Annotated in this window: 18 protein-coding genes; 7 read left to right on the top strand and 11 right to left on the bottom strand. The window is 74.5% G+C overall.

Going from position 1 to position 20,862, the window contains the following annotated elements:
• Positions 1-78 precede the first annotated feature (78 nt).
• Positions 79-1,617: an IucA/IucC family protein gene (locus ACZ7C5_RS18375; RefSeq protein WP_470322959.1), complete on the bottom strand. Its 1,539-nt coding sequence runs from the start codon at positions 1,615-1,617 to the stop codon at positions 79-81.
• Here ACZ7C5_RS18375 and ACZ7C5_RS18370 point away from each other — a divergent pair.
• Complete coding sequence (locus ACZ7C5_RS18370) at positions 1,616-3,166, top strand: IucA/IucC family protein (RefSeq protein ID WP_401082691.1); 1,551 nt, start codon at positions 1,616-1,618, stop codon at positions 3,164-3,166. The two genes, ACZ7C5_RS18375 and ACZ7C5_RS18370, sit on opposite strands and share 2 nt — an antisense overlap.
• A 63-nt stretch (positions 3,167-3,229) precedes the next feature.
• Here ACZ7C5_RS18370 and ACZ7C5_RS18365 read toward each other — a convergent pair whose 3' ends face one another.
• Positions 3,230-3,787, bottom strand: a complete 558-nt coding sequence (locus ACZ7C5_RS18365; RefSeq protein ID WP_470322958.1) for a TetR/AcrR family transcriptional regulator — start codon at positions 3,785-3,787, stop codon at positions 3,230-3,232.
• 309 nt (positions 3,788-4,096) lie between these two features.
• Between ACZ7C5_RS18365 and ACZ7C5_RS18360 the strand changes: the two genes are divergently transcribed.
• Positions 4,097-5,833 carry an amidase gene (locus ACZ7C5_RS18360; RefSeq protein ID WP_470322957.1) on the top strand — a complete coding sequence of 579 codons (1,737 nt, stop codon included), beginning with the start codon at positions 4,097-4,099 and terminating at the stop codon, positions 5,831-5,833.
• Between the two features lie 71 nt (positions 5,834-5,904).
• On the opposite strand, the gene ACZ7C5_RS18355 is transcribed toward ACZ7C5_RS18360, so the two are convergent.
• Genes ACZ7C5_RS18355 through ACZ7C5_RS18335 form a run of 5 tightly spaced genes read right to left on the bottom strand, consistent with a single transcriptional unit; the run spans position 5,905 to position 11,763 of the window.
• A complete protein-coding gene (locus tag ACZ7C5_RS18355) occupies positions 5,905-7,323 on the bottom strand; it encodes an MATE family efflux transporter (RefSeq protein WP_401082683.1) in 1,419 nt (472 codons plus the stop codon).
• A gap of 24 nt (positions 7,324-7,347) precedes the next feature.
• The gene (locus ACZ7C5_RS18350; protein ID WP_401082680.1) at positions 7,348-8,379 is read right to left on the bottom strand and encodes a cysteine synthase family protein; all 1,032 of its coding nucleotides are present in this window, start codon (positions 8,377-8,379) and stop codon (positions 7,348-7,350) included.
• Positions 8,380-8,410: 31 nt separating this feature from the next.
• Positions 8,411-9,751: a type III PLP-dependent enzyme domain-containing protein gene (locus ACZ7C5_RS18345; protein ID WP_470322956.1), complete on the bottom strand. Its 1,341-nt coding sequence runs from the start codon at positions 9,749-9,751 to the stop codon at positions 8,411-8,413.
• The gene (locus ACZ7C5_RS18340; RefSeq protein ID WP_470322955.1) at positions 9,742-10,731 is read right to left on the bottom strand and encodes an ornithine cyclodeaminase family protein; all 990 of its coding nucleotides are present in this window, start codon (positions 10,729-10,731) and stop codon (positions 9,742-9,744) included. Before ACZ7C5_RS18340 ends, ACZ7C5_RS18345 begins: the two co-directional genes overlap by 10 nt.
• 42 nt (positions 10,732-10,773) lie before the next feature.
• The gene (locus ACZ7C5_RS18335; protein ID WP_470322954.1) at positions 10,774-11,763 is read right to left on the bottom strand and encodes a TauD/TfdA family dioxygenase; all 990 of its coding nucleotides are present in this window, start codon (positions 11,761-11,763) and stop codon (positions 10,774-10,776) included.
• Positions 11,764-12,147: 384 nt separating this feature from the next.
• Here ACZ7C5_RS18335 and ACZ7C5_RS18330 point away from each other — a divergent pair, with 384 nt between their 5' ends.
• Genes ACZ7C5_RS18330 through ACZ7C5_RS18315 form a run of 4 tightly spaced genes read left to right on the top strand, consistent with a single transcriptional unit; the run spans position 12,148 to position 17,007 of the window.
• Positions 12,148-13,707, top strand: a complete 1,560-nt coding sequence (locus ACZ7C5_RS18330; protein WP_470322953.1) for an ABC transporter substrate-binding protein — start codon at positions 12,148-12,150, stop codon at positions 13,705-13,707.
• Positions 13,704-14,699 (top strand): ABC transporter permease, encoded by a 996-nt coding sequence (locus ACZ7C5_RS18325; RefSeq protein WP_401082666.1) that lies wholly within the window; start codon positions 13,704-13,706, stop codon positions 14,697-14,699. Before ACZ7C5_RS18330 ends, ACZ7C5_RS18325 begins: the two co-directional genes overlap by 4 nt.
• The gene (locus ACZ7C5_RS18320) at positions 14,696-15,547 is read left to right on the top strand and encodes an ABC transporter permease subunit (protein WP_401082663.1); all 852 of its coding nucleotides are present in this window, start codon (positions 14,696-14,698) and stop codon (positions 15,545-15,547) included. Before ACZ7C5_RS18325 ends, ACZ7C5_RS18320 begins: the two co-directional genes overlap by 4 nt.
• The gene (locus tag ACZ7C5_RS18315) at positions 15,544-17,007 is read left to right on the top strand and encodes an ABC transporter ATP-binding protein (RefSeq protein WP_401082660.1); all 1,464 of its coding nucleotides are present in this window, start codon (positions 15,544-15,546) and stop codon (positions 17,005-17,007) included. The genes ACZ7C5_RS18320 and ACZ7C5_RS18315 overlap by 4 nt, the downstream gene beginning before the upstream one ends.
• 18 nt (positions 17,008-17,025) lie before the next feature.
• On the opposite strand, the gene ACZ7C5_RS18310 is transcribed toward ACZ7C5_RS18315, so the two are convergent.
• The 4 genes from ACZ7C5_RS18310 to ACZ7C5_RS18295 form a co-directional block, all read right to left on the bottom strand.
• Positions 17,026-17,601 carry a MarR family winged helix-turn-helix transcriptional regulator gene (locus ACZ7C5_RS18310; RefSeq protein WP_401082657.1) on the bottom strand — a complete coding sequence of 192 codons (576 nt, stop codon included), beginning with the start codon at positions 17,599-17,601 and terminating at the stop codon, positions 17,026-17,028.
• Positions 17,602-17,719: 118 nt separating this feature from the next.
• Positions 17,720-18,661 (bottom strand): M56 family metallopeptidase, encoded by a 942-nt coding sequence (locus ACZ7C5_RS18305; protein ID WP_401082655.1) that lies wholly within the window; start codon positions 18,659-18,661, stop codon positions 17,720-17,722.
• Positions 18,658-19,077 carry a BlaI/MecI/CopY family transcriptional regulator gene (locus ACZ7C5_RS18300; RefSeq protein ID WP_401082652.1) on the bottom strand — a complete coding sequence of 140 codons (420 nt, stop codon included), beginning with the start codon at positions 19,075-19,077 and terminating at the stop codon, positions 18,658-18,660. The genes ACZ7C5_RS18305 and ACZ7C5_RS18300 overlap by 4 nt, the downstream gene beginning before the upstream one ends.
• Before the next feature lie 157 nt (positions 19,078-19,234).
• Positions 19,235-19,972 carry a FadR/GntR family transcriptional regulator gene (locus tag ACZ7C5_RS18295; protein WP_470322952.1) on the bottom strand — a complete coding sequence of 246 codons (738 nt, stop codon included), beginning with the start codon at positions 19,970-19,972 and terminating at the stop codon, positions 19,235-19,237.
• A gap of 55 nt (positions 19,973-20,027) precedes the next feature.
• On the opposite strand from ACZ7C5_RS18295, the gene ACZ7C5_RS18290 reads away from it, so the two are divergent.
• Positions 20,028-20,804, top strand: coding sequence for a gamma-glutamyl-gamma-aminobutyrate hydrolase family protein (locus tag ACZ7C5_RS18290; protein ID WP_401082646.1), 777 nt, complete (start codon positions 20,028-20,030; stop codon positions 20,802-20,804).
• Positions 20,805-20,862: the final 58 nt, after the last annotated feature.

Genomic DNA, 20,862 nt, shown 5'->3' with positions numbered 1-20,862 from the left:
CCGGCGGCCCGCGGGGGAGCCGAACGGAGCGGGTGACCGGATCCGGGCGCTGTCCGTGGACGGCTGCTTCCGGCGGATTCAGCCGTTCCGGGCCGGGTTCGGCAGCAGGGCCCAGCGGACACCGTCCGGGGCCAGCCGCATCAGGGTGAGCGCCTTGGCCGGCACCGGATCCGCCACCAGGGCCCGCAGGTCGGGAGTCGCGGGGAGGTCCCGGGTGGCGGCTTCGAGGAGCGCGCCCAGGGCGGCGGCGCTGCCGGCCAGCGAGCCCAGCGAGCCCGTGACCAGGCAGCCGAAGGCCTGGCGGCGCAGGCCGAGCCGGTCGTCGTCCACGAGTCGGCCGCTCGGCGGCGACGGAAGCCGGTGGCGGAGCAGCCGGGTGGGGCTGACGCGGATGTCGGCGAGGTCGCGGTAGACCAGCCGCCGGGCTCGCCCCTCCTCGTCGAGGACGGCGAGGAGGTTCTGCCCGTGAGCCCCCAGGGCCACCCCCAGGTCGAGCATGTCCAGGCAGACCCCCACGGCCAGCCGCGCGAACCCGGTGATCCGGCTCCACCGCTCGCCGGGGGTGAGCGGCGCGAAGAACGCGGGCAGCTCCGCCACCGGGACCACCTGCTCCCGCGCCCCGGCGTACGTGTACGGCGACTGCCGCAGCACCGCCGCCAGGTCCGGTGTGCCGGCGCCCGCCGCCGCCAGGGTCCGCGCGATGTGCAGCCGGCCGCCCAGCCGGGCCGCGGCACGCTCGACGACCTCGGAGGTGGTCAGCGCGTGCTCCACCGAGTGGGCGGAGATGTCCCGCACCGCGGAGGTGAGCCGGGTGCTCAGCGCCGTCTTGACGTGTACGTCCCCTCCCAGGTCGAGCGTCCGCAGGGAGAGCAGCGGGTGGGCCCGCGGCCCGGGCAGCAGGGTCCGTCCGGTCAGGGTGTGCTCGGCCTGCCACGGGTGAACCGGGATCAGCGTGACCCGGCCGTCGCGCAGATCCGCCGGCCACGGGCCGCGCAGCACGGCGTCGGCCACCGGCGTGAGCCGCAGCCCCACCACCGGCCGGTGTTCCGGCGCGTACGCCAGCTGCTCGGCGGCCGAGAAGCCCGGACGGGACCGGCAGGCGGGGTGGTACGGGTGCCCGTCCGGTGACCGCTGCTCCCACTGCCACGGCGCCGCCGGCGGGCCGGCGAGCCGAGGGGCCGTGCGCGAGAGCGCCATCGAGGCGGCGCTGTGATCGAGTTCGGCGGCCAGCCGCCCGCCGCCGGGCAGGGCCAGCGCCGTCAGCAACCGGCCCGGGTGGTCGAACGGGCGGCCGTCCAGTTCGACGCGGGCGATCGCCGTTCCCGTCGCCCACGGGTCCGACGGCGGACCGTGCAGGCGCCGCCCGTCCGCCAGCTCCAGCCCGACGCCGTCGCGCCCGGTGGTCCGCCGCACGACCCAGGGCAGCGGCTCGTGGACCAGCCCCCGCCACAGCCGTGCCAGCACGGCGGCCCGCGCCCCGGGCAGAGCGGCCAGGTAGGCATCGACCCGCTCCGGGTGGATGTCGCCCAGTTGCTCTGCCAGCCGCCGCTCGGCGGCGCTGCCGCACACCCGATCTCCCACCACACCCAGCTCGTTCCACGTAGGGTGGCGGCCCATGCGGGACTTCGCCCGGGCAGCCGACGCGCTGTCCGTCACGCCTCTGCTCAACTGCCTCCTGCGTGAAGCCGCCGAACCGGCGGGGAGCACACCCGCCGGCCACACCGTCCACCGCCTGCACGCCAGCGGACGGCTGCTCCGGGTCCGCACCCGTCACCGGCCCTCCTCGCCGGAACTGTGGACCGGCACGGGCTGGCGGCCGCTGCGCCACGCCGGGCTCGTCGATCTCGCCGCACAGGAGATGCGGGCCACCACCGGGCGTGCCAACCCCGCGCTCGTCACCGAGGCGACCGCCAGCCGCGCGGCCCTGGAGGCCGTCCTCGCGGCCCGGGCCCGCGCCACCCCGCCCGACGACCTGTGGCTGCGTTCCGAACAGGCCCTCGTCATGGGCCACCCCTGCCACCCGGCTCCCAAGGCACGCAGTGGCGGCGGTCCGCCCGCCGCCTGGCTCCGCTACGCCCCGGAGGCGTACGCCCGCTTCCCGCTCGTCCTGCTCGGCGTCTCGACGGACGCGGTGATCGACGAGGGCGACACCCGCGTCCTCGACTCCCTGGGCCAGGCTCCGCCCGGGTTCCGTCCGCTGCCCGTCCATCCCTGGCAGTTCGCGCTCAGCCGCCGGCTGCCCGCGGTGCGCGCGGCCTTCGCCCGGGGCCGTCTCGTCCGGCTGGGTGCCACTGCCTGGCAGGCCCGGGCGACGTCGTCGGTGCGCACCGTCCACGTCCCGGGGAGGCCTGAGGGCCCCGGACCGGCCGACCTGTTCCTGAAGTTGAGCCTGGAGGTGTGGATCACCAACGACGTCCGGCGGCTGTGGCTGCACGACCTGCGCCAGGGGCGCCGCAGGGACCCGCTGGCCGCCGCCGCCTTCGCGGCGATGGACGGTCCGGCGGCCTGGTTGAGCGAACCCGGGCACCGTACGGTCCGCGGTCTCGAGGAGACCTTCCCGGTCGTGGTCAGGGACGGCCTGGACGGGCACCTCCTGCCGGGCGCCACCGCGGTGCTGGCCGCCGCGCTCGCCGAGCGCTTCGACGGCAACCCGCTCGACCGCGTCACCGATCCGCTGCGCTGGTGGTCGGCGTACCTGGGCCACGTCGTCCCGCCCGTCCTGGAGGCGTACGCCCGTTACGGCGTGGTGGTCGAGTGCCACCTCCAGAACACCCTCGTCGGCGTGGACGCGGACGGCGTTCCCGTCCAGGCCGTCTTCCGCGACACCGAGGGCGCCAGGGTCGTCCCCGAGACGCCCCGTGAGGCGGCCTGGCAGCGCCTGGTGTACTGCCTCGTCGTCAACAACCTCGGCGAGATCGCCGGCACCCTCGCGCACCGCTTCCCGGGGACGGCGGGCGTGCTGTGGCCGCTCGCGCGGCGGGAGTTCGAGAGATGCGACCGGGAGCGCGGCGTCCCGGAGATCACCGCGCTCCTCGGCGCGGCCACGGTCCCGGGCAAGGCCAGCCTGCTCTCCCGCTGGCTCGACCTGGGCGGCACGGAATCCCGCTTCGTGTCCGTTCCCAACCCGCTGGCCGGCTGCGCGGGCGAGGTCCGCGGTCGTCCCTGACGTGGCGCCGGCGGATGCGCGTCCGTGCGGCGGACCAGCGGACCGCGGCAGCGGGGCGCGCCGTCACAGCCGGGCGGGCGGGCGCAGTTCGCGTTCGAGGGCGGCCAGGGCGAACGCGTCCGCGGAGGCCTGCTGCCAGCGCGGCCGTCCGAACATGATGTCGCCGGAGAGCCCGTTGAGCATGGCCACCGCCCTGATGGTGAACTCGGCGGTGTCCACGTCGGCGAACCGTCCCGAGGCCCGGCCTTCGAGGAGGACGGCTTCCAGGCGCTCCTCCCAGACGTCGGACAGCTCGGTGAGCAGGTGCCGCCCCTCGTCGTCGTGGTGCTGGGCCAGGACCTGAGTCCACAGGGCGTAGCGTTCGTCGCCCTGGTGACGGGGCAGGTAGAAGCGGACGAACAGGGCCAGCTTCTCCGCGGGGGAGGCGGCCCGGTCGGCGGCCTGCTGGTACCGGGCGCCGAGGTCCGCCTCGCTCCAGACGAGGACTTCGAGCAGCAGGCGGTCCTTCCTGCCGAAGTGGTAGAGGATGTGGCCGGTGCTCATGCCGGCCCGCGCGGCGATGTCCGACATCCGTACGCCCGCGGCGCCCTTCTCGGCGATGGCGCTGATGGCCGCCCGCATCGCCCTTCCCCGTGCCTCGTCGCCGCTGGGCCGGCGCTTCCGGTCGGCCGGGGTCCGGGCGGGCCGGGGGGCGGTACGCGGCCCGGTGTCCGCCGCGGGTCCGGGCGTGCCGTCCGGCGGGGGGAGGGGCTGTGGCCGGGTGGGCTGGGGCTCTGGCGTCGGCATGGCCTCGTCTCGGTTCCGTGGTCCTAGATCGGTAGTCTAGACTGAAAATCTAGTCAATGCGGCTGAGTGGCATGACGGCGCGCGCGATCGGCCCGAAGCCCGGCGGTCCGCACTGTCCGACCCGACCATCCAGGAGACACCCGCATGACGCGCGGATTCGATGTTGTGGAGACCGGTATCGCCGACCTGCGCGCGGCGCTGGAGAAGGGCGAGGCCACCGCGGTCGGGCTGCTCGACGCCTACCTCGCGCGGATCGCCGCCTACGACCGGCCCGGCACCGCCACCGCGCTCAACGCGATGGTCGTGATGAATCCGGACGCCCGCGCCGAGGCGGAGGCCTCCGACGCCCGCCGCGCGCGCGGCGAGACCCTCGGTCCGCTGGACGGCATCCCGTACACCGCCAAGGACAGCTACCTCGCGAAGGGGTTGACGGCCGCGGCCGGTTCGCCGGCCTTCGAGCACCTCGTCGCCCAGCGCGACGCCTTCGCCGTCGAGCGGCTGCGCGCGGGCGGGGCCGTCCTCATCGGCCTGACCAACATGCCGCCGATGGCCAACGGCGGCATGCAGCGCGGCGTGTACGGCCGCGCGGAGAGCCCGTACAGCGCCGACTGGCTCACCAGCGCCTACGGCTCCGGCTCCTCCAACGGCTCGGGCACCGCGACGGCCGCCTCGTTCGGCGCGTTCGGCCTCGGCGAGGAGACCTGGTCGTCGGGCCGGGCACCCGCCTCCAACAACGCGCTGTGCGCCTACACGCCCAGCCGCGGCGTCATCTCGGTGCGCGGCAACTGGCCGCTGGTGCCGACGATGGACGTCGTGGTCCCGCACACCCGCACCATGGCCGACCTGTTCGAACTGCTCGACGTCGTCGTCGCCGACGACCCGCAGACGCGCGGTGACCTGTGGCGCGCCCAGCCGTGGGTGCCGATTCCCGCGGCGTCGCAGGTGCGCCCCGCCTCGTACCCGGCGCTCGCCCCGGCCGACGCGCAGGGCGCACGCGCCGCCCTCGCCGGCAAGCGCGTCGGCGTCCCCGCGATGTACATCAACGCCGACCCCGACGCCGGCACCAACCCCGACGGCGGCATCGGCGGCCAGACCGGTCAGCGGATCGACACCCGCCCCTCGGTGATCGCCCTGTGGGAAGCCGCCCGCCGGGACCTGGAGGCGGCCGGCGCCGAGGTGGTCGAGGTCGACTTCCCCGTCGTGACCAACTACGAGTCCGACCGCCCCGGCGCGCCCTCGCTGTTCACCCGCGGGCTGGTCGGCCGCGACTTCCTCACCGTCGAGATCGAGGACCTGTCCGCCTGGGCGTGGGACGACTTCCTGCGCGCCAACGGCGACCCGGAGCTGGCCGGCCTGGCCGAGGTCGACGGCGACCGCGTCTTCCCCAAGCAGGAGGGTGAACTCCCGGACCGCTACGAGGGCTTCGACGACACGATCGGCGACTACCCGCGCCTCGTGCGCGAGCGTCCGTACGCGTCCTTCACCGACATGCCGCACCTCGAACAGGGACTGCGCGGGCTGGAGGAGACCCGCCGGGTCGACCTGGAGCTCTGGATGGACGGCCTGCGGCTGGACGCGGTGGTGTTCCCCGCGGTCGCCGACGTCGGCCCGGCGGACATGGACGTCTCCGAGGCGTCCGCCGACCTCGGCTGGCGCAACGGCGTCTGGGTCGCCAACGGCAACCTGGTGCCCCGCCACCTCGGCGTCCCGACGGTCACCGTGCCGATGGGCACCATGACGGACACCGGCATGCCCGTCGGACTGACCTTCGCGGGCCGCGCCTACGACGACAACGCCCTGCTGACCCTCGCCGCGGCCTTCGAGGCGACCGGCAGCCGGCGGACGGTGCCGCCGCGCACGCCGCGACTGCCGGCGGAGTGACGTGACAGCGGCCTGACATGACGGCGGCGCGGCTCCCTCGGGGGCCGCGCCGCTGCCGTGGTCGGGCCGGCTCAGCCCGCCACGGCCGCTTCGGGCACGGCGGCGGCCCTGGCGGTGAGGGCGAGGCCGTAGCGGCGCAGCAGGAGGACGGCGGTGGTGGCGAGGCCGATGAGCAGGCCGAGCCAGAGGCCGCGGGTCTCGCCGCCGAGCGGGTAGGCGAGCAGCCAGGCGGCGGGCAGGCCGACGAGCCAGTAGCCGATCAGGGTGATGCGGAAGCCGCTCCTGGTGTCGTCGAGGCCGCGCAGCAGTCCGACGCCGATGTTCTGGGCGCAGTCGAAGAACTGGAGGACGGCGACGACGGCCAGCAGACCGGTGGCGATCTCCAGGCCCTGCCGGTCGGCCGCCGAGCCGGCGTCGAAGTAGGGCCGCAGGACGAGGTCGGGGAGGGCGAGGTAGGCGATGCCGACGAGGGTGGTGACGACCGCTCCGCAGGCGAGGGCGGTGTTCTTGATCCGGCGGGCGGCGGTGTACTCGCCGAGGGCGAGTTCCCGGCTGACGTTGATGGACGCCGCGTGGGAGAGGCCGACGGCGACCTGGAAGACGATGTAGATCAGCTGGTTGACGGCGGTGTGGGCGGCGAGCGCGGCGGCGCCGAAGCTGCCGGCGAACAGGGCGGTGACGGAGAAGAACCCGGCCTCGGAGCCGTAGGTGGCGGCGATCGGGGTGCCGAGGCCGAGCAGGCGGCGCACGGTGGCCGCGTCGGCGCGCCAGAAGTCCAGGCTCAGCAGCGGCGCCAGCTGCGGGTCGCGGCGGGCGGAGCCGAGGAGGGCGAGGAAGGACAGCAGGTAGACGCTGCTGGTGGCGACGCCGATGCCGGTGAGTCCGAGCTTCGGCAGGCCCCAGGTGCCGTGGATGAAGATCCAGTTGAGCCCCGCGTTGACGGCGACGGAGGCGATGGTGATCCGCAGCAGGGCCTGGGGGCGGCGCATGCCGACGGTGAACTGACGGATCGCCTGGAACCAGAGGCAGGGCAGCAGGCCCGGCGCCAGTGCGGCGAGCATGCCCTGGGCGCGGTGGGCGACGGCGGCGTCCTGGCCGAGCAGGGTCGCGGCCTGGCCGATGAGGACCATCAGGACGGCTCCGGCGAGGCCGGCGAGCGTGGCGACCGCCATCGCCGCCCGCACCAGGCCCCGTACGTCGTCGTCGCCGGTGCCCTCGGCCCTCTCGGAGCCCTGGGCCCGTTCGGCCCGGGCCGCGGCGGCCGCGACCTGGTTGCCGACGGAGGTGACGAGGCCGACGCCCATGGTCCGCAGCTGGTTGAAGACGACCAGGGCGAGGCCGCCGGCCGCCAGGGCCTCCGTGCCGAGGACGCCCATCATGATGGTGTCGGTGGTGGTGAGGGCGACCTGGGCGAGCTGGGTGAGGGCGAGCGGGACGGCCAGCGCGGCGAGGGCGCGGCTGTCGCGGACGAGGGTGGCTAGCTGCTGCATCGTGGGTGTCACGTTTCTCGGAAGTCAGGGCCTGCGGAGTTTGGCGAGCGACTCGTCGATGTCGGCCTCCACGGCCTCGTCGAGCAGTGCCCGGGCGTTCATCCAGTCGTCGTTGAAGACGGTGTCCAGGTACTTCTCGCCACCGTCGTTGACGAAGGCGACCATAACGGCATCCGGCGCCAGGGTCCTCAGGCGGTTCAGCGCCTCGTGGACGACGCCCCCGGCGGAGCCGCCGATGAGCAGGCCGGTGCGGCGGGCGACGACGCGGGCGGTCGCGAAGGCCTCGACGTCGCCGACCTTCACGCCCTCGTCGATGAGGTCGTAGTCGACGAGCAGGCCGATGGTGGCGCCCTCGGGGGTGCCGGTGCCGGACTGGTAGTAGTCGTGGGCGGGCGGGCCGAAGGCGATCGAGCCCTTCGGTTCGACGCCCACGACGGCGACGCCGGGCACGGACTTCCTGAGTTCGCGGGCGGTCCCGCACAGGCCGCCGCCGGTGCCGACCGCGCCGATCAGCACGTCGACCCGGTTGTCGAGGGCCTGGGCGATCTCGCGGCCGACGGCGTAGTACCCGACGGCGTTGCCGGGGTTGTTGTGCTGCTCGGTGAAGACGGTGTTGTCCTTGCCGCGGGCCATCTCCTCGGCGAGTTCCTCGCGGGCCGCGGTGTGGAGTTCCTCGCCGTCGGTGTCGGCGTCGACGTAGACGAGTTCGGTGCCCATCGCCTTCATGCCGCGCAGTTTGTCGGCGGCGGCGTGGTTGTCGACGACGGCGGTGAAGCGGTAGCCGCGTTCGGCGGCGACCACGGCCAGGCCCAGGCCGGTGTTGCCGGAGGTGGACTCGATGATGTGGCCGCCCTCGCGCAGTTCGCCGCGCTCCTCGGCTTCGAGGACCATCTGGCGGGCCATCCGGATCTTGGCGCTGCCGGTGGGGTTGAACATCTCCAGCTTGAGGAGCAGCCGGGCGCCGTTGTCGGCGCGGGCGAGTTCGAACAGCGGGGTGTAGCCGATGAGGTCGGAAATCCGGCTGACCACCGGGGGGCGGTTCAGGGCGTCGGTCATGGTGGGGCTCCGTGGGACGGCGGGGCGGGGGTCAGCGGTCGAGGTGCCAGCGCGGGCGGTCGCCGTGGTGGTCGATGACGACCTTCGGCGGCAGCGGGAGTTCGTGGAAGGGGGACTCGTTGGAGTCCATCTGGTAGCCGGCGGTGTTGGGGTAGACGAGCAGGTCGCCGACCCGGGGCCGGGCGGGGAAGGCGATCTTGCGCCAGGTCAGCAGGTCGGAGTCCAGGCAGCTGGCCCCGCCCACGCAGGCCGGGTACGGCTGTTCCGTGTGTCCGGTACCTTCGCCGCGGTCGCGGAGCAGGACCGGATCGGGCAGGTACTCGCTGTTGAACCACTGCTCGGACAGGCTGAGGCTGGTGCCGTCCACGGTGACGATCCCGTACCCGGCGCGGTCCTTGACCCCCTGGACGGGGAACACCGACGACCCGGCGCGGTCCAGCAGGGCGCGGCCGGGCTCCAGCAGGAGCAGCACGCCGGCTTGCCGCAGCCGCTCGGCGAGGCTCGGACCACTGCCGCCGGGGCTGGCGGCGAGGATCGCCCGCAGCGCGTCCGCGCCGGCGACGGGGGAGTGGTACGGGTAGAAGTCGCCCGCGGCGAAGGACTTCTCGCCGTGGTAGTGCCCGGGCCCCTGTCCGGCGAGGAAGGCGTCCCAGGCCTCGGCGGCGACGTAGTCGACGGGGAAGCCGCCGCCGATGCTGATCCGGTCCGCCGGAAGGCCCGACGACCTGGCCTTGAGGCAGAGTTCGACGAGTTCCCCGGCGAGGTCGGCGCGCGGCTGGATCGCGTAGCCGGAGAGGTGGAAGCTGAAGCCCTCCATCCGTACGGCGTCCCCGGCCGCGGCGCAGCGCTCCAGCGCCTCGTGCAACTGCGCGTCGTCCAGGCCGAACCGGCTGCGCGGCTGGTCCTGCGGGTACCGGCGCAGCAGGACCCGTACGGGGCGGTCGCCGCCGAGGCGGAGCAGGCGCTCCAGCTCGTCGAGGGCGTCGACGGCGATCAGCGCGCCCTGCCGGGCCGCGACCAGCAGCAGCTCCGGGTGCTTGGCGGGGCCGGTGACGACGAGGTCCTCGCCGCGCACGCCGTGGCCGAGGGCGTCGCGCAGTTCGCCGAGCGAGGCGACGTCGACTCCGGCGCCGGCCGCGGCGCAGCGCTCGACGTACACGGAGGCCTTGTTGGCCTTCTTCGCGTAGTGGACCCGGCCTTCCACCCCGGCGTCGGCCAGGGCGGTGCGGAACGCGGCGAGGTTGGCGTCGAACCGCTCGGGCAGCAGGTAGTGGAAGGGGCCGCGGAGGCCGTGGGCGAGTTCGTGGAGCAGGCCGCTGTCGTGGATCCGGTCGGCGAGCGGGTCGGGGTGGGCGGGCAGGGTCAGCGCCACAGCGCCACCTCGGTGCCGAGGCCCTGGCCGGCGGCGAGCTGGGCGAAGCGGTGGCCCAGCGCGATGTCGGTGACGACGAGTCCGCTGTTGTAGGCGAAGATCCGCTGTCCGGGGGCGGTGCGGGCCTGGGAGGCGCCGGAGATGACGACGGGCAGCTCCAGGTCGACGGCCGGGAGGCTGCCGTCCGCGTCGGCCATGTCGGTGCCGGTGACGCGCATCTGGGCCTCGCTGGTGGCGATCACCCGGTCCGCCCGGTGGAGGGCGGAGGGAGCCAGGCCGTGGCCGACGAGGATCGCCACCGCACCGGGCCGCAGCCAGTCGGCCTCGACGGCGGCCGGGGTGTGTCCGCCGGCGGTGGCGACGACGACGTCGGCGTCGCGGGCGGCGGCCTCCAGGTCGGTGACCAGTTCGATCTCCCGGTCGGGGAAGTGCCGGGCGAGTTCGGTGCGGACCGCGGCGATGCCGTCGGGGTGGGTGCCGGACAGCAGGAGGCGCTTCAGCCCGGGCAGGGTGGTGAGCAGGAACGGCAGGGCGAGCCGCCCCTGGGTGCCGGTGCCGATCACCAGCGCGGTGGACGCGCCGGGGGTTGCGCACTCGCGGGCCAGCAGGGCGGAGACGGCCGGGGTGCGCAGGGAGCCGATGCGGGAGCAGTCCATCATGGCGACGGGCAGGCCGGTGACGTCGTCGTAGATGGTCAGCGTCGTGTAGTAGTGCTGGTTCTCGCGGCTCTCGTCGAGGCCGTGCTTGTACGAGGTCTTGACGGCGACGACGTTGCGCACGCCGTCGCGGCCGAGCATGGCGTAGGAGACGGAGTGGCCGTCGGCGGGCTTGACGGTGAGTTTGCGCGGGTTGTCGGACTGCCCGGCGGCAAGGGTGCGGTAGGCCTGTTCGACGGTGTCGACGACGTCGGCGAGGCTGATGTCCAGGCCGGCGAGGTCGCTGGTGGACAGTACGCGCAGGGTGGTGTCGTCGCGGTCCATGAGGGTGCCCTTTCGAGGTGGTGAGGCGGCGGCAGCGGTGGTTCAGGCGGCCCAGGCGGTGAGGGCGGCCTGGCCGTAGCCGTGTTCGTCGTTCTCGGCGGCCGGGCGGGTGGGGCGCTGCCCGACGCGGACGGAGGCGCGCTTGAGCCAGCGGTCGGTGCCGTCGTAGCGGGCCTGGAACGGCACCCGGCCGTGGACGACGAGGTCGTTGTCGACGACCAGGATGTCGCCTGGCTCCAGGCTCACCGCGACCGAGACCCGGGCGAGTTCCTCACCGAGGTGCCCGTAGGCCTCGCGCCATGCCTCGTCGGTCTCCTCCAGCGGGGTGTAGGCGGGGTCGTAGCGCATCGTCAGGCCTTCGGGCGTCTCGAACAGGGTGGGCACCGGGGCGGGCCGGCCGCCGAACTGCCGGGCCTGCTCGTAGGCGTCGTCGGGCAGGATCGGCGCGACGGGCCGCTTCAGCTGCTCGACGTCGGCGTCGGACAGGTCGGCGAGGCGCACGCCGGCCGCGGTGGTGGCGATGGCGTCGTGGTTGCGCATGCAGCACAGCAGCAGCAGGTGCGCGCGGCCCGGGTGGAAGGCGTCCTCGGTGTGCGGGGTGAGCAGGACGGAGCTGGAGGCGCCGGTCTGCTCGCTCTCGTGGCCGGGCGAGGGCACGATGTTGTGCACGAACCGGCCGTCCTGCTGGCCGTCCCACGCGATCGGGGTGCCCATCAGGGTGGAGACGAGCAGCAGCACCACGTCCCAGAGCGCGCCGGCGTCACCGACGGTGGACCAGTGGCCGGGCGTGGGGCCGAGACCGGAGTCGTCGATCTCCAGGCCGCGCAGCACGAACAGGCCGTCGGGGGTGTCGACCGGACGCAGCCGGTGGCGCAGCGGCTCGCCGAGCCGGGCGCAGGTCACGGGCAGGTCGGCGAGCAGGGCGGGGCTGGTCGCGGAGCCGTGGAGGGCCAGCAACTCGGCGGCGGTGGTGGTGAGTTCCGCGACGTCGTCGGCGTCGAGACGGCGTACCGGGGCAGGGCAGGTGGGCACGGCGGGACCTTCCGGGGACAGGAGAGGAGAAGGAGCACTGGTGCGGGCACGTGGCATCACCGCGCCGGTGCGGGACGGCGACGGGAGCTGCGCGTGGGGCGGTGGTCCGGGGCGGCTCGAACGGCCGGACGACAGGAAACGTAACAACGACTTTGAGGTTAGGCAAGCCTTACCCGGCTGGATGTCTACATTTACGTAGTCCCTGTTCCAGGGGGCGGCGCACGCGCCGCGCAGGGGTAACGCCCCTGCTCATGACGCGAGTTGGCGGTCGGGGGCGCGTGGCCGGAAGTGGGCCGCGCCCCGCCGGACGGCTTGCGACATGGCTCGAATTTAGGGTAGGTAACCCTAAGCAAATCGAGCACGGAACCGAGACGAGGATCGAACGTGGGCGTCACCAGACGACAGCTGCTGTGGGCCGGAGCCGGAGCCGGGGCGATCGGCGTGCTCGCCGCCTGCGGCGGCGGCAAGGGTGGCACCACGGACCCCGCGGCCTCCGGCGGAACGGGTCAGCAGCCCCGCCCCGGAGGGACGCTGAAGATCGGTGCGCTGGGGAAGGCCTCCGCCGTCACCCGGGACCCGCACGGCACCCAGGCCAACGAGAGCGACTACCTCGTCATCAGCCTGATCTACGACACGCTCGCGATACCCGGGGACAAGACCAACACCGCTCCCCGCCTGGCCGCCTCCTGGAAGCCGTCGGACGACCTGAAGACCTGGCGCTTCACCCTGGCCGACGGTGCCACGTTCCACGACGGCACCCCGGTCACCGCCGACGACGTCGTCTGGTCGCTGAAGCGGCTGCGCAACACCCCGGCCGGCAAGAGCCGGCTGCCCGGCATCCAGCCCGAGGGCATCACGGCCGAGGACGCCAGGACCGTCGTCCTGGTCTCCGACTACCCCAACGCCGACCTGCCGCTACAGACCCGCCTGACCACCTTCGTCATGAAGGAGGACACCAAGGACGACGCGATCGCCGGCGCCCCGGGCACCGGCCCCTTCAAGCTCGACTGGTACCGCGACGGCAACGCCCGCCTGGTGCGCAACGACACCTGGTACGGCGGCAAGGTCCTGCTGGACGCCGTGGAGGTGCGCCTCTTCGAAAGCCCCCAGGCCATGGCCAACGCCCTGCTCGCCGGGCAGATCGACGTCGCCTCCAACGTCGGCGCCGTCGCCGCCCGCACCGCCGAGGCCCGCAAGGACGTCCGGATCGTCCGCCGCCCCAACGACATGGCGATGCCCATCGTCATGCGCACCGCCGACGGCCCGTTCGCCGACGTACGGGTGCGCGAGGCCCTCAAGCTCGCCGTCGACCGCGACGCCATGGTCAAGCAGGTCCTCTCCGGTTACGGCAGCGTCGGCAACGACATCCTCGGCACCGGCGACCCGGCCTTCGCCAAGGACATCCCGCAGCGCACCCGGGACCTGACCAAGGCCAGGCAACTGCTCGCCGACGCCGGCTTCGACACCTCGAAGACGTACGACCTCGTCACCACCGAGGACATCGCCGGCCTGGCGGAGTCCGCGACGCTGTTCGCCACCCAGGCCCGCGAGGCCGGAGTGAAGATCAACGTCGTGAAGCAGGACTCCAAGGCGTTCTGGGACGCCACCTGGCTCAAGGGCACGCTCTACACCAGCTACTGGGGCACCAACGACTCCGTCGTCTTCTTCGCCTCCAAGACGATGCTCTCGGACGCCGGCCAGAACGAGTCCGGCTGGAACGAGCCGGGCTTCGACGAGGCCTACCGCAAGGCCATGGGCACCGCCGACCCCGCCGAGCGCGACAAGCTGCTGCACCAGCTCCAGGAGATCGAGTTCGCCAGCTCCGGCTACCTGCTGTGGGGCATGGCCGACGGCATCGACCTCGCCGGAGCCGCCGTCCGCGACCTGCCCACGCTCCCCGGCTACGGCCGCGTCCAGCTCGAGAAGACCTGGCTGGCGCGTTGACCACGCTCCAACCGGGCGCCCGCGCGCCCCGCAGCCTCCCGGCCCGCATCCTCCCCGGTGCGGGCCGGGCCGCCCGCCAGGCCGCCCGACGCCTGGTCATGCTCGTCGTCCTGCTCGCGGCGGTGTTCGCCGCCATCGAGCTGCTGCCCGGCGACGCCGCCGGCGCGACCTCCGACCGGGGCGTCACCGCCGCCGACCTCACCGCCCGCCGCACCGCCATGGGCCTCGACCGCCCGGTCGCCGAGCGGTTCCGGGACTGGATGACCGGCCTGCCCACCGGAGACCTCGGCACCACCGCGCGCGGACAGCACGTCACCGACGTCCTGGCCGGCCCCTTCCCCAACACCCTCCTGCTCGGCGCCCTCGCCCTCGCCCTGAGCACCGTCGGCGCGCTCGCCCTCGGCGGCTGGGCCACGCTGCGCCCGGGCGGGCGCGTCGACCGCGCCGTCGACGCCCTGTCCACCGCCGCGTTCGCCCTGCCGGAGTTCGTCGTCTCCGTCGCCCTGCTCCTGCTGCTGTCCCAGTGGACCGGCTGGCTGCCCGCCGTCACCCTCACCGGACCGGACGGCAGACCCGAGTCATGGACCATGATCGTCCTGCCGCTGCTCTCCCTGGCGGTCCCCCAGATCGGCTGGAACACCCGCATCGTGCGCGGCGCCCTCGCCGACCAGTCGGCCCTGCCCCACGTCCAGGCCGCCATCCTCGACGGCCTGCCCCGCCGACGCGTCCTCAGCCACCACATGCTCCCCGGTGCCCTGCCGGCCGTCGCCGTCGGCATCGCCACCTCCGCCGGCATGCTGCTCGGCGGCACCGTCGTGGTCGAGACCCTCTTCAACTACCCCGGCATTGGCGCCATCCTGGCCGGAGCCATCACCGACCGCGACACCCCGCTCGTCGCCGGAGTCGTGGCCGCGGCCGGCGCCGCCATCAGCCTGCTCCTGCTGCTCGCCGACCTCGTCCGCACCACCACCCTCGGAGAGGAGCGCCGATGACCGCCGACGCCCCGACAGCGGCCCCCGCGCCCACCGTCCGACGCACCAGGCGACGGGTGCTCATCCGCGCGGTTCCCGCACTCGTCCTGGTCGCCCTCGCCCTCGCCGGACCGCTCCTCGCCGCGCACCCGATCGACGCCCCGGTCGCCTTCCCCTACGCCGAAGCGGGCGGCGACGCACCGCTCGGCGGCGACCAGCTCGGCCGCGACGTCCTCAGCCGCCTCCTGACCGGCGGCGCACCCCTGATCGCCACCGCCCTGGCCATCGCCCTGGTCGTCACCGCGGCCGCCACCGCCGTCGGCATCGTCGCCGTACTGCGCCCGGCCCTCGGCCGGTGGATCGAACGAGCCGCGGACCTGACGATCCTGCTGCCCTCCGTCCTCGCCATCATGCTCATCGCCCTGGCCTGGCCCGCCGGCGGCCGCCTGGCCGTCGCGGCCGCCGCCACCCTCCTCGGCATCCCCTACGCGGTACGGATCGTCGCCGCCGCGGCCGCCCCCGTCGCCACCACCGGCTTCGTCGAAGCCGCGGCCGCGGGCGGCGAGAACCTCTGGCACCTCACCGTCCACGAGGTCCTGCCCAACCTGCGCTCCACCGTCCTCGCCCTGTTCGGCCTGCGCTTCGTCGAAGGCATCTACATCGTCTCCGTCGCCGCCTTCCTCCAACTCGGCCCCCAACCCCCGGAAGCCGACTGGGCGCTGATGATCCGCGAGAACGCCGCCGGCATCACCCTCAACCCGTGGGCCGTCGGCGCCCCCTGCCTCGCCATCGGCCTGCTCGCCATCAGCGTCAACCTCGCCGCCGAAGCCCTCGCCCCCGCCCGGCCCACCCCGGAGACCCCGCTGTGAGCACCACCGACCCCGCCGCCCGCGCCGCCGGACTGACCATCACCCTCGGGGACACCCCGCTGCTCACCGACGCCACGCTCACCCTCACCCCGGGCCGCATCACCGCCGTCACCGGCCCCTCCGGCGCCGGCAAGACCACCCTGCTGCGCGCCCTCGTCGGCGCCCTCCCCCCGGGCGCGCACGTCGCGGCCGGCAGCCTCACCGTCCTCGGCCACGACATCCTCACCCTCCCGCCCGAGGAACTGCGCCGGCTGCGCCGCCACCGGCTCGCCTTCGTCGGCCAGGACCCGGGCTCCGGACTCAACCCCCGGATGCGCGTCGCCCGGCTCATCGGCGAGACCTCCCCGCAGCGCCGCCGAACCCCGGTGGCGGACCTGCTGAGCGTCGTCCGGCTGCCGGCCGGCGAAGGCCTCGAACACCGCCGCACCGCGAGCCTGTCCGGCGGACAGCAGCGGCGCGTCGCCCTCGCCCGCGCCCTCGCCCGCCGGCCCGCGATCCTCCTCCTCGACGAACCCACCGCCGGCCTGGACGCCGCCCTGCGCGACGACATCGCCGACCTGCTGCGCGACCTCGCCGACCGCGACGCCATCGCCATCGCCCTCACCAGCCACGACTCCGACTTCGTCGCCCGCTGCGCCGACGAGGTGCTCGCACTGGAGCCCGCTGGCCCGGCCACGGACCCGAGCACGCCGGCAACACCCCCGGAGCCCACGCCGGTTCGCGCTCGCGCCGGTGCGGAGCCCGTCGTCGAGGTGAAGGCACTCGACGCCGGGGTCGGCACCGGCCGGACCCGCCGGCAGGTCCTCTCCGGCCTCGACCTCACCCTGCACCCCGGCACGCTGACCGGGATCACCGGGCCCTCGGGATGCGGCAAGACCACCCTGCTGCGCACCCTCGCCGGCCTCCACCGCCCCGAGGCCGGAAGCATCAGCCTCGGTGGCGCACCCCTGGCCCCCTCCTACCGGCGGCGCACCCGCGACCAGCGGCGCCGCATCCAGCTCGTCCCGCAGAACCCGCTCGGCGCCCTCAACCCCGCCCACACCGTCGGGGCCACCCTCGCGCGCCCGCTGAAGCTCCACTTCGCCCGGCCCGCCGACCGGTGCGACGCCCGCGTCGCCGAACTGCTCACCGCCGTCGGCCTCACCCCCGGCCACGCCGACCGCCGCCCCCACGAACTCTCCGGCGGGCAGCGCCAGCGGGTCTCCATCGCCCGGGCGCTGGCCGCCGAACCCGACGTGCTGCTCTGCGACGAGGTCACCTCCGCCCTCGACGCCGACACCGCCGACGGCATCATGGAACTCCTGCGCCGCCTGCGGACCGACCAGGGCCTCGCCGTCGTCCTGGTCAGCCACGACCTGCCCCTGGTCTCGGCCCACGCGGACCGTCTCCTCGCGCTCGACGGCGCCGGCGGGGCACCGCTCACGAAGCACCGGGCGGCCCTCAGTCCGGTGCCGAACTGAGTTCTCCGCGCGGGGGAGTCAGCCCGCCGTCGCGACGCCCGGTCCGTCGGCCGGGCCGACGCCGTCCCGGACCCGCGCCCAGGTGCGCCGGGATCCGCGGGTCAGTGCCCAACCGTCGTCCTCGCGGAGCCGCGGCCGTTGCCCGGCGCCGCGGGCGGCGGCCGCGCACACGCGCCGGAGAAGGGAGTTGAGCTCGGCGCGCTGCCCCTTCGTCAGGGGCGCCAGCAGGTCGTCCTGGGTCGCGGACGCGTCGGTGTGGAGCACGTCCAGGGCGGCCTCGCCCGAGGGGGTGATCGTCAGAACCTCCTGCCGACCGCCGACGTGGACGACCATCGACTGGAGCAGGCGTGCCGACAGGAGGTCGTCGAGGGCCTGGTCCACCTCGGCCCCGGGCGCCGTGACCCGGGTGGTGAGATCGTGCCGACCGTGCGGTCCCAGCTGCGCCAGCGCCGACAGCAACGCGTGGTGGACCGGGGTCAGCCCCCGGTGTTCCAGCCGCTCCGCCAGCAGACGGTCGACGGCCCGCCCGGCCTCCGACAGGAGGTAGACGGACTGCTCGAACGGACTCGACGATCCCTGCCGTCCGTCGTACAAACCGTGTCCCCATCATCGGAAAAGCGCGACGCCCCGGGCGTCGAAAGAAGCAAGCCGAGGCTCACCATACCCACGCTTCCGATCATTGGTCTACATCGATGTCGTCAGATCCGCGCCGTCAGACCGGTCCGTGGCCGACGATCCTCCTGGCCGCGTACTCCACGTACTCGTGCAGGCCGTAGGCGAGGCCGAGCGCCAGCAGGGCCGACACCACCACCGCGGCGACGAGACCGGACGCGGCCGCACGCGGCCCGCGCCCCGTGGGCCCGGCGGGCTCCGGCTCCAGCAGAGCCTGAACGCGCCGGGGGACCGGCCCCGTGCTCACGGACAGGAGTCCGCTGCCGCGCCCACCCGCCCCGGCCAGCGCGGCCCGGGCGATGGCGGTCGCGGCGGCCCTCCGGTCTCCCACCGCCGCGGCGGCGGCCTCGTCCGCCCACCGCTCCAGGTGGAACTCCAGCGCGGGCCCGAGCCGCGCGAGCGCCGGATGCACCGCGGCGGCCAGGCCGACGACGGCCGAGAACACGTGGTGACGCCCGCGGAGATGGGCCCGTTCATGGGCGAGCAGCACCGCGCGCTCCGACGGTCCGAGGACCCTGAGCATGCCCTCCGACACGACGACGCGGCCCGCGCGCCCGCGGTGGCGCGGAAGGGCGAAGGCCTCCGCCTCCTCGCCGGGCACGACGAGCACGTCGCCCTCGGCCGTCCCCTCCCCGGTCAGCGCCCACGCCCGCGACAGCAGCGCCCGGTGCCGGCGGGCGGCCAGCACCAGCCGGACCGCCTGCACGGCGAGCAGGGCCCCGGCGGCGCAGGACACCGGCAACACCGCCGGCCAGTCCGCCGTCACCTGGGCGAGCCGCAGATGCTCCAGCGCCGCCAGGAACGGCACATGGAAGAGCCCGACCAGTGCCGCGACCGTGCCGCCCGCGAGCAGCACCGCCGCTCCCGCGAGCGTCAGGGAGGCCTCGCGGGGCGGAAGCAGCCCGGCCAGCCGGCCGGCCGCCGGCGCCGCTCCCCAGGGAAGCACCACGGCGAGGGCGACGATCACCAGGAGCAGCGTCACGCCTCGGCCTCCAGCGCGGCCGCACCCTCGGCCGGAGCCGGCTCGGCCACCGCCTCGATCAGGAGGCGCCGCAGGACGTCCCCGTCGTCCGTGGACAACGAGGACACGAACCGCTTCAGTACCAGGTCCCGCTCCGGCTCCTTCTCCAGTTCCCGGCGCATCCGCCCGGCCGCCAGGCCGGCGGCGTCCGAGACCGGCGCGTAGGCGAAGGAACGCCCCGGCCGGGTGCGCTCCAGGGTCCCCTTCTCGTGCAGGCGGGCGAGGATCGTCGTCACCGTCGTCCGGGCCAGGCCCTGGTGCAGCGCGCCCTTGACCTGCTGGGCCGTCATCGGCTCCCCGGCCGCCCACAACACCGCCAGCACGTCCGCGACCAGCTCGCCGTGCGGACGCCTGGCCTCCTGGCCGTCCCTCGCCATCTCTCTCCCCGTCCCGACGCACTCGACCGGCACACCCCGGCGCCGACGGTCGTCGGAGACGGGGGCCGCCCGTGCCGGTGTGGCGAGAAGGGGTACGGCCTGTGTGACTTAGGTGTGCCTCAGCTAACTCTACGGGGGCGGTCGTCGACGGCCGGCGTCAGGCGGGCCGGTGCGGCTGCTGGACGAAGGGGAGGCACAGGTCGGCGGTGGCCTCGGCGTGGATCGTGAACTGCTCGCGGGCCCGTGCCGGGTCGCGGGCCTCGATCGCCGAGGCGAGGGCGCGGTGGCGCTGGTCGGGGGTGCTGCGGGACCCGGTGCCGCCGGGGTGGTTGGCGAGCAGCCTGGTCAGCTCGTGCTGGATCCCCTGCTCGGCCTCCAGCAGCCGCCTGGAGCCGGAGAGTTCGGCGATGTACAGGTGGAGTCCGGCGTCCGCCGTGCGGTAGGCCTCCGGGTCGGCGACCGCCACGTCGGCGGCGGACTCGAGTTCGCGCATCCTGGCCAGCCCGGCTTCGGAAGCCCGGAGGGCGGCCCGGGCGGAGGCCTCGCCGGACACCGCGATCCGCCAGGCCGTCAGCTCCTCGATGTCGGCCAGCGTGTACGGGTGGAGGGCGGTCAGTTCGCCGATGCGGGTGAGGATGTCGGGCACGACGTAGGTGCCGGCCCCGTGGCCGCGCCGGGTCTCGATCAGGCCGTCCTCCCGCAGCACCGCCATCGAGTGGCGGACGGTCATCACGGCGACCCCGAACAGCTCGGCCAGGGTCTTCTCCGGCGGCAGGCGGTCACCCCCGACGAGGATCCGCGCGCCGATCAGTTCGCCGAGCCGGCGGGCGATGGCCTCCGCGGCCCCCGCCGAACGCACCGGCTCGATGTGTCGAGTCCACCCCTTGCCATCCATGAAACCTATCTTCTAGATTTCGGATCTCATTGGCAAGCCGTTCACAGGAGAACCCATGACCCTCACCGACCACCCGGCACCCCTGATCGGGATACCCGTACGCCTCAGCGACGGTGACGCCCCGGGCGCCGACGAGCGCATCGGTGAGGCGAACCGCATCTTCGAGGAGATCGTCTCCCTGGTCAGGGCCGCCGGCGCCGAGCCCGTCCTGCTCCAGCCGCACTCCGAGGAGAGCCCGCTGGACGAGCGGCTCGCCGGCTGCGCGGGCTTCGTGGTGCCCGGCGGCGGGGACGTCGACCCGGCCATGTACGGTGCCGATTCCGCCCACCCGGCGCTGTACGACGTCAACCCCGCACAGGACCTGCTGGACGCCGCCGTGGTCCGGCACGCCCTGGAGCACCGGCGGCCGATGCTCGGGATCTGCCGCGGCATGCAGCTGCTCAACATCGTCCGCGGCGGGACCCTCCACGTCGACATGGCGCCGACCGCCGTCACGCACAACCCGGAGCCCGGGATCGAGTGGGCCGTCCACGAGGTCGCGCTGTCGGCCGGCAGCGCGCTGGCCGGGGCGTTCGGGCGCGACCGGATCGCGGTGGCGTCCGGTCACCACCAGGCGGTGGACCGGGTGGGCGACGGGCTGCGGGTGTCGGCCCGCGCCGACGACGGGTGCGTGGAAGCCGTCGAGCTGTCCGCCGACCCGCGGGCGGCCTGGACCGTCGGCGTCCAGTGGCACCCGGAGGCGCTGGTACCGGACTCAGGGCTGCGGCTGCCGCTGTTCCGCGCGCTGCTGACCCAGGTGGACGCCCGGCAGAGAATGGCGCTGGAGTCGTGAGCGGCACGAGGGGACGTACGGGCGCCGGAACGCCGAGCGACGTTGCCGGCGGCGGTGC

It is taken from the genome of Kitasatospora sp. NPDC036993 (assembly GCF_055607525.1).
Note: the sequence above shows the minus strand (reverse complement) of the source record. Positions and strands in the feature narration are given on the sequence as shown.

Bases quoted from the DNA above. Each gene is read 5' to 3' on its own strand.
- ACZ7C5_RS18370 (WP_401082691.1), top strand. From the start codon at position 1,616: ATGCGGGACTTCGCCCGGGCAGCCGACGCGCTGTCCGTCACGCCTCTG.
- ACZ7C5_RS18375 (WP_470322959.1), bottom strand. From the start codon at position 1,617: ATGGGCCGCCACCCTACGTGGAACGAGCTGGGTGTGGTGGGAGATCGG.
- ACZ7C5_RS18365 (WP_470322958.1), bottom strand. From the start codon at position 3,787: ATGCGGGCGGCCATCAGCGCCATCGCCGAGAAGGGCGCCGCGGGCGTA.
- ACZ7C5_RS18360 (WP_470322957.1), top strand. From the start codon at position 4,097: ATGACGCGCGGATTCGATGTTGTGGAGACCGGTATCGCCGACCTGCGC.
- ACZ7C5_RS18355 (WP_401082683.1), bottom strand. From the start codon at position 7,323: ATGCAGCAGCTAGCCACCCTCGTCCGCGACAGCCGCGCCCTCGCCGCG.
- ACZ7C5_RS18350 (WP_401082680.1), bottom strand. From the start codon at position 8,379: ATGACCGACGCCCTGAACCGCCCCCCGGTGGTCAGCCGGATTTCCGAC.
- ACZ7C5_RS18340 (WP_470322955.1), bottom strand. From the start codon at position 10,731: ATGGACCGCGACGACACCACCCTGCGCGTACTGTCCACCAGCGACCTC.
- ACZ7C5_RS18320 (WP_401082663.1), top strand. From the start codon at position 14,696: ATGACCGCCGACGCCCCGACAGCGGCCCCCGCGCCCACCGTCCGACGC.
- ACZ7C5_RS18300 (WP_401082652.1), bottom strand. From the start codon at position 19,077: ATGGCGAGGGACGGCCAGGAGGCCAGGCGTCCGCACGGCGAGCTGGTC.
- ACZ7C5_RS18295 (WP_470322952.1), bottom strand. From the start codon at position 19,972: ATGGATGGCAAGGGGTGGACTCGACACATCGAGCCGGTGCGTTCGGCG.
- ACZ7C5_RS18290 (WP_401082646.1), top strand. From the start codon at position 20,028: ATGACCCTCACCGACCACCCGGCACCCCTGATCGGGATACCCGTACGC.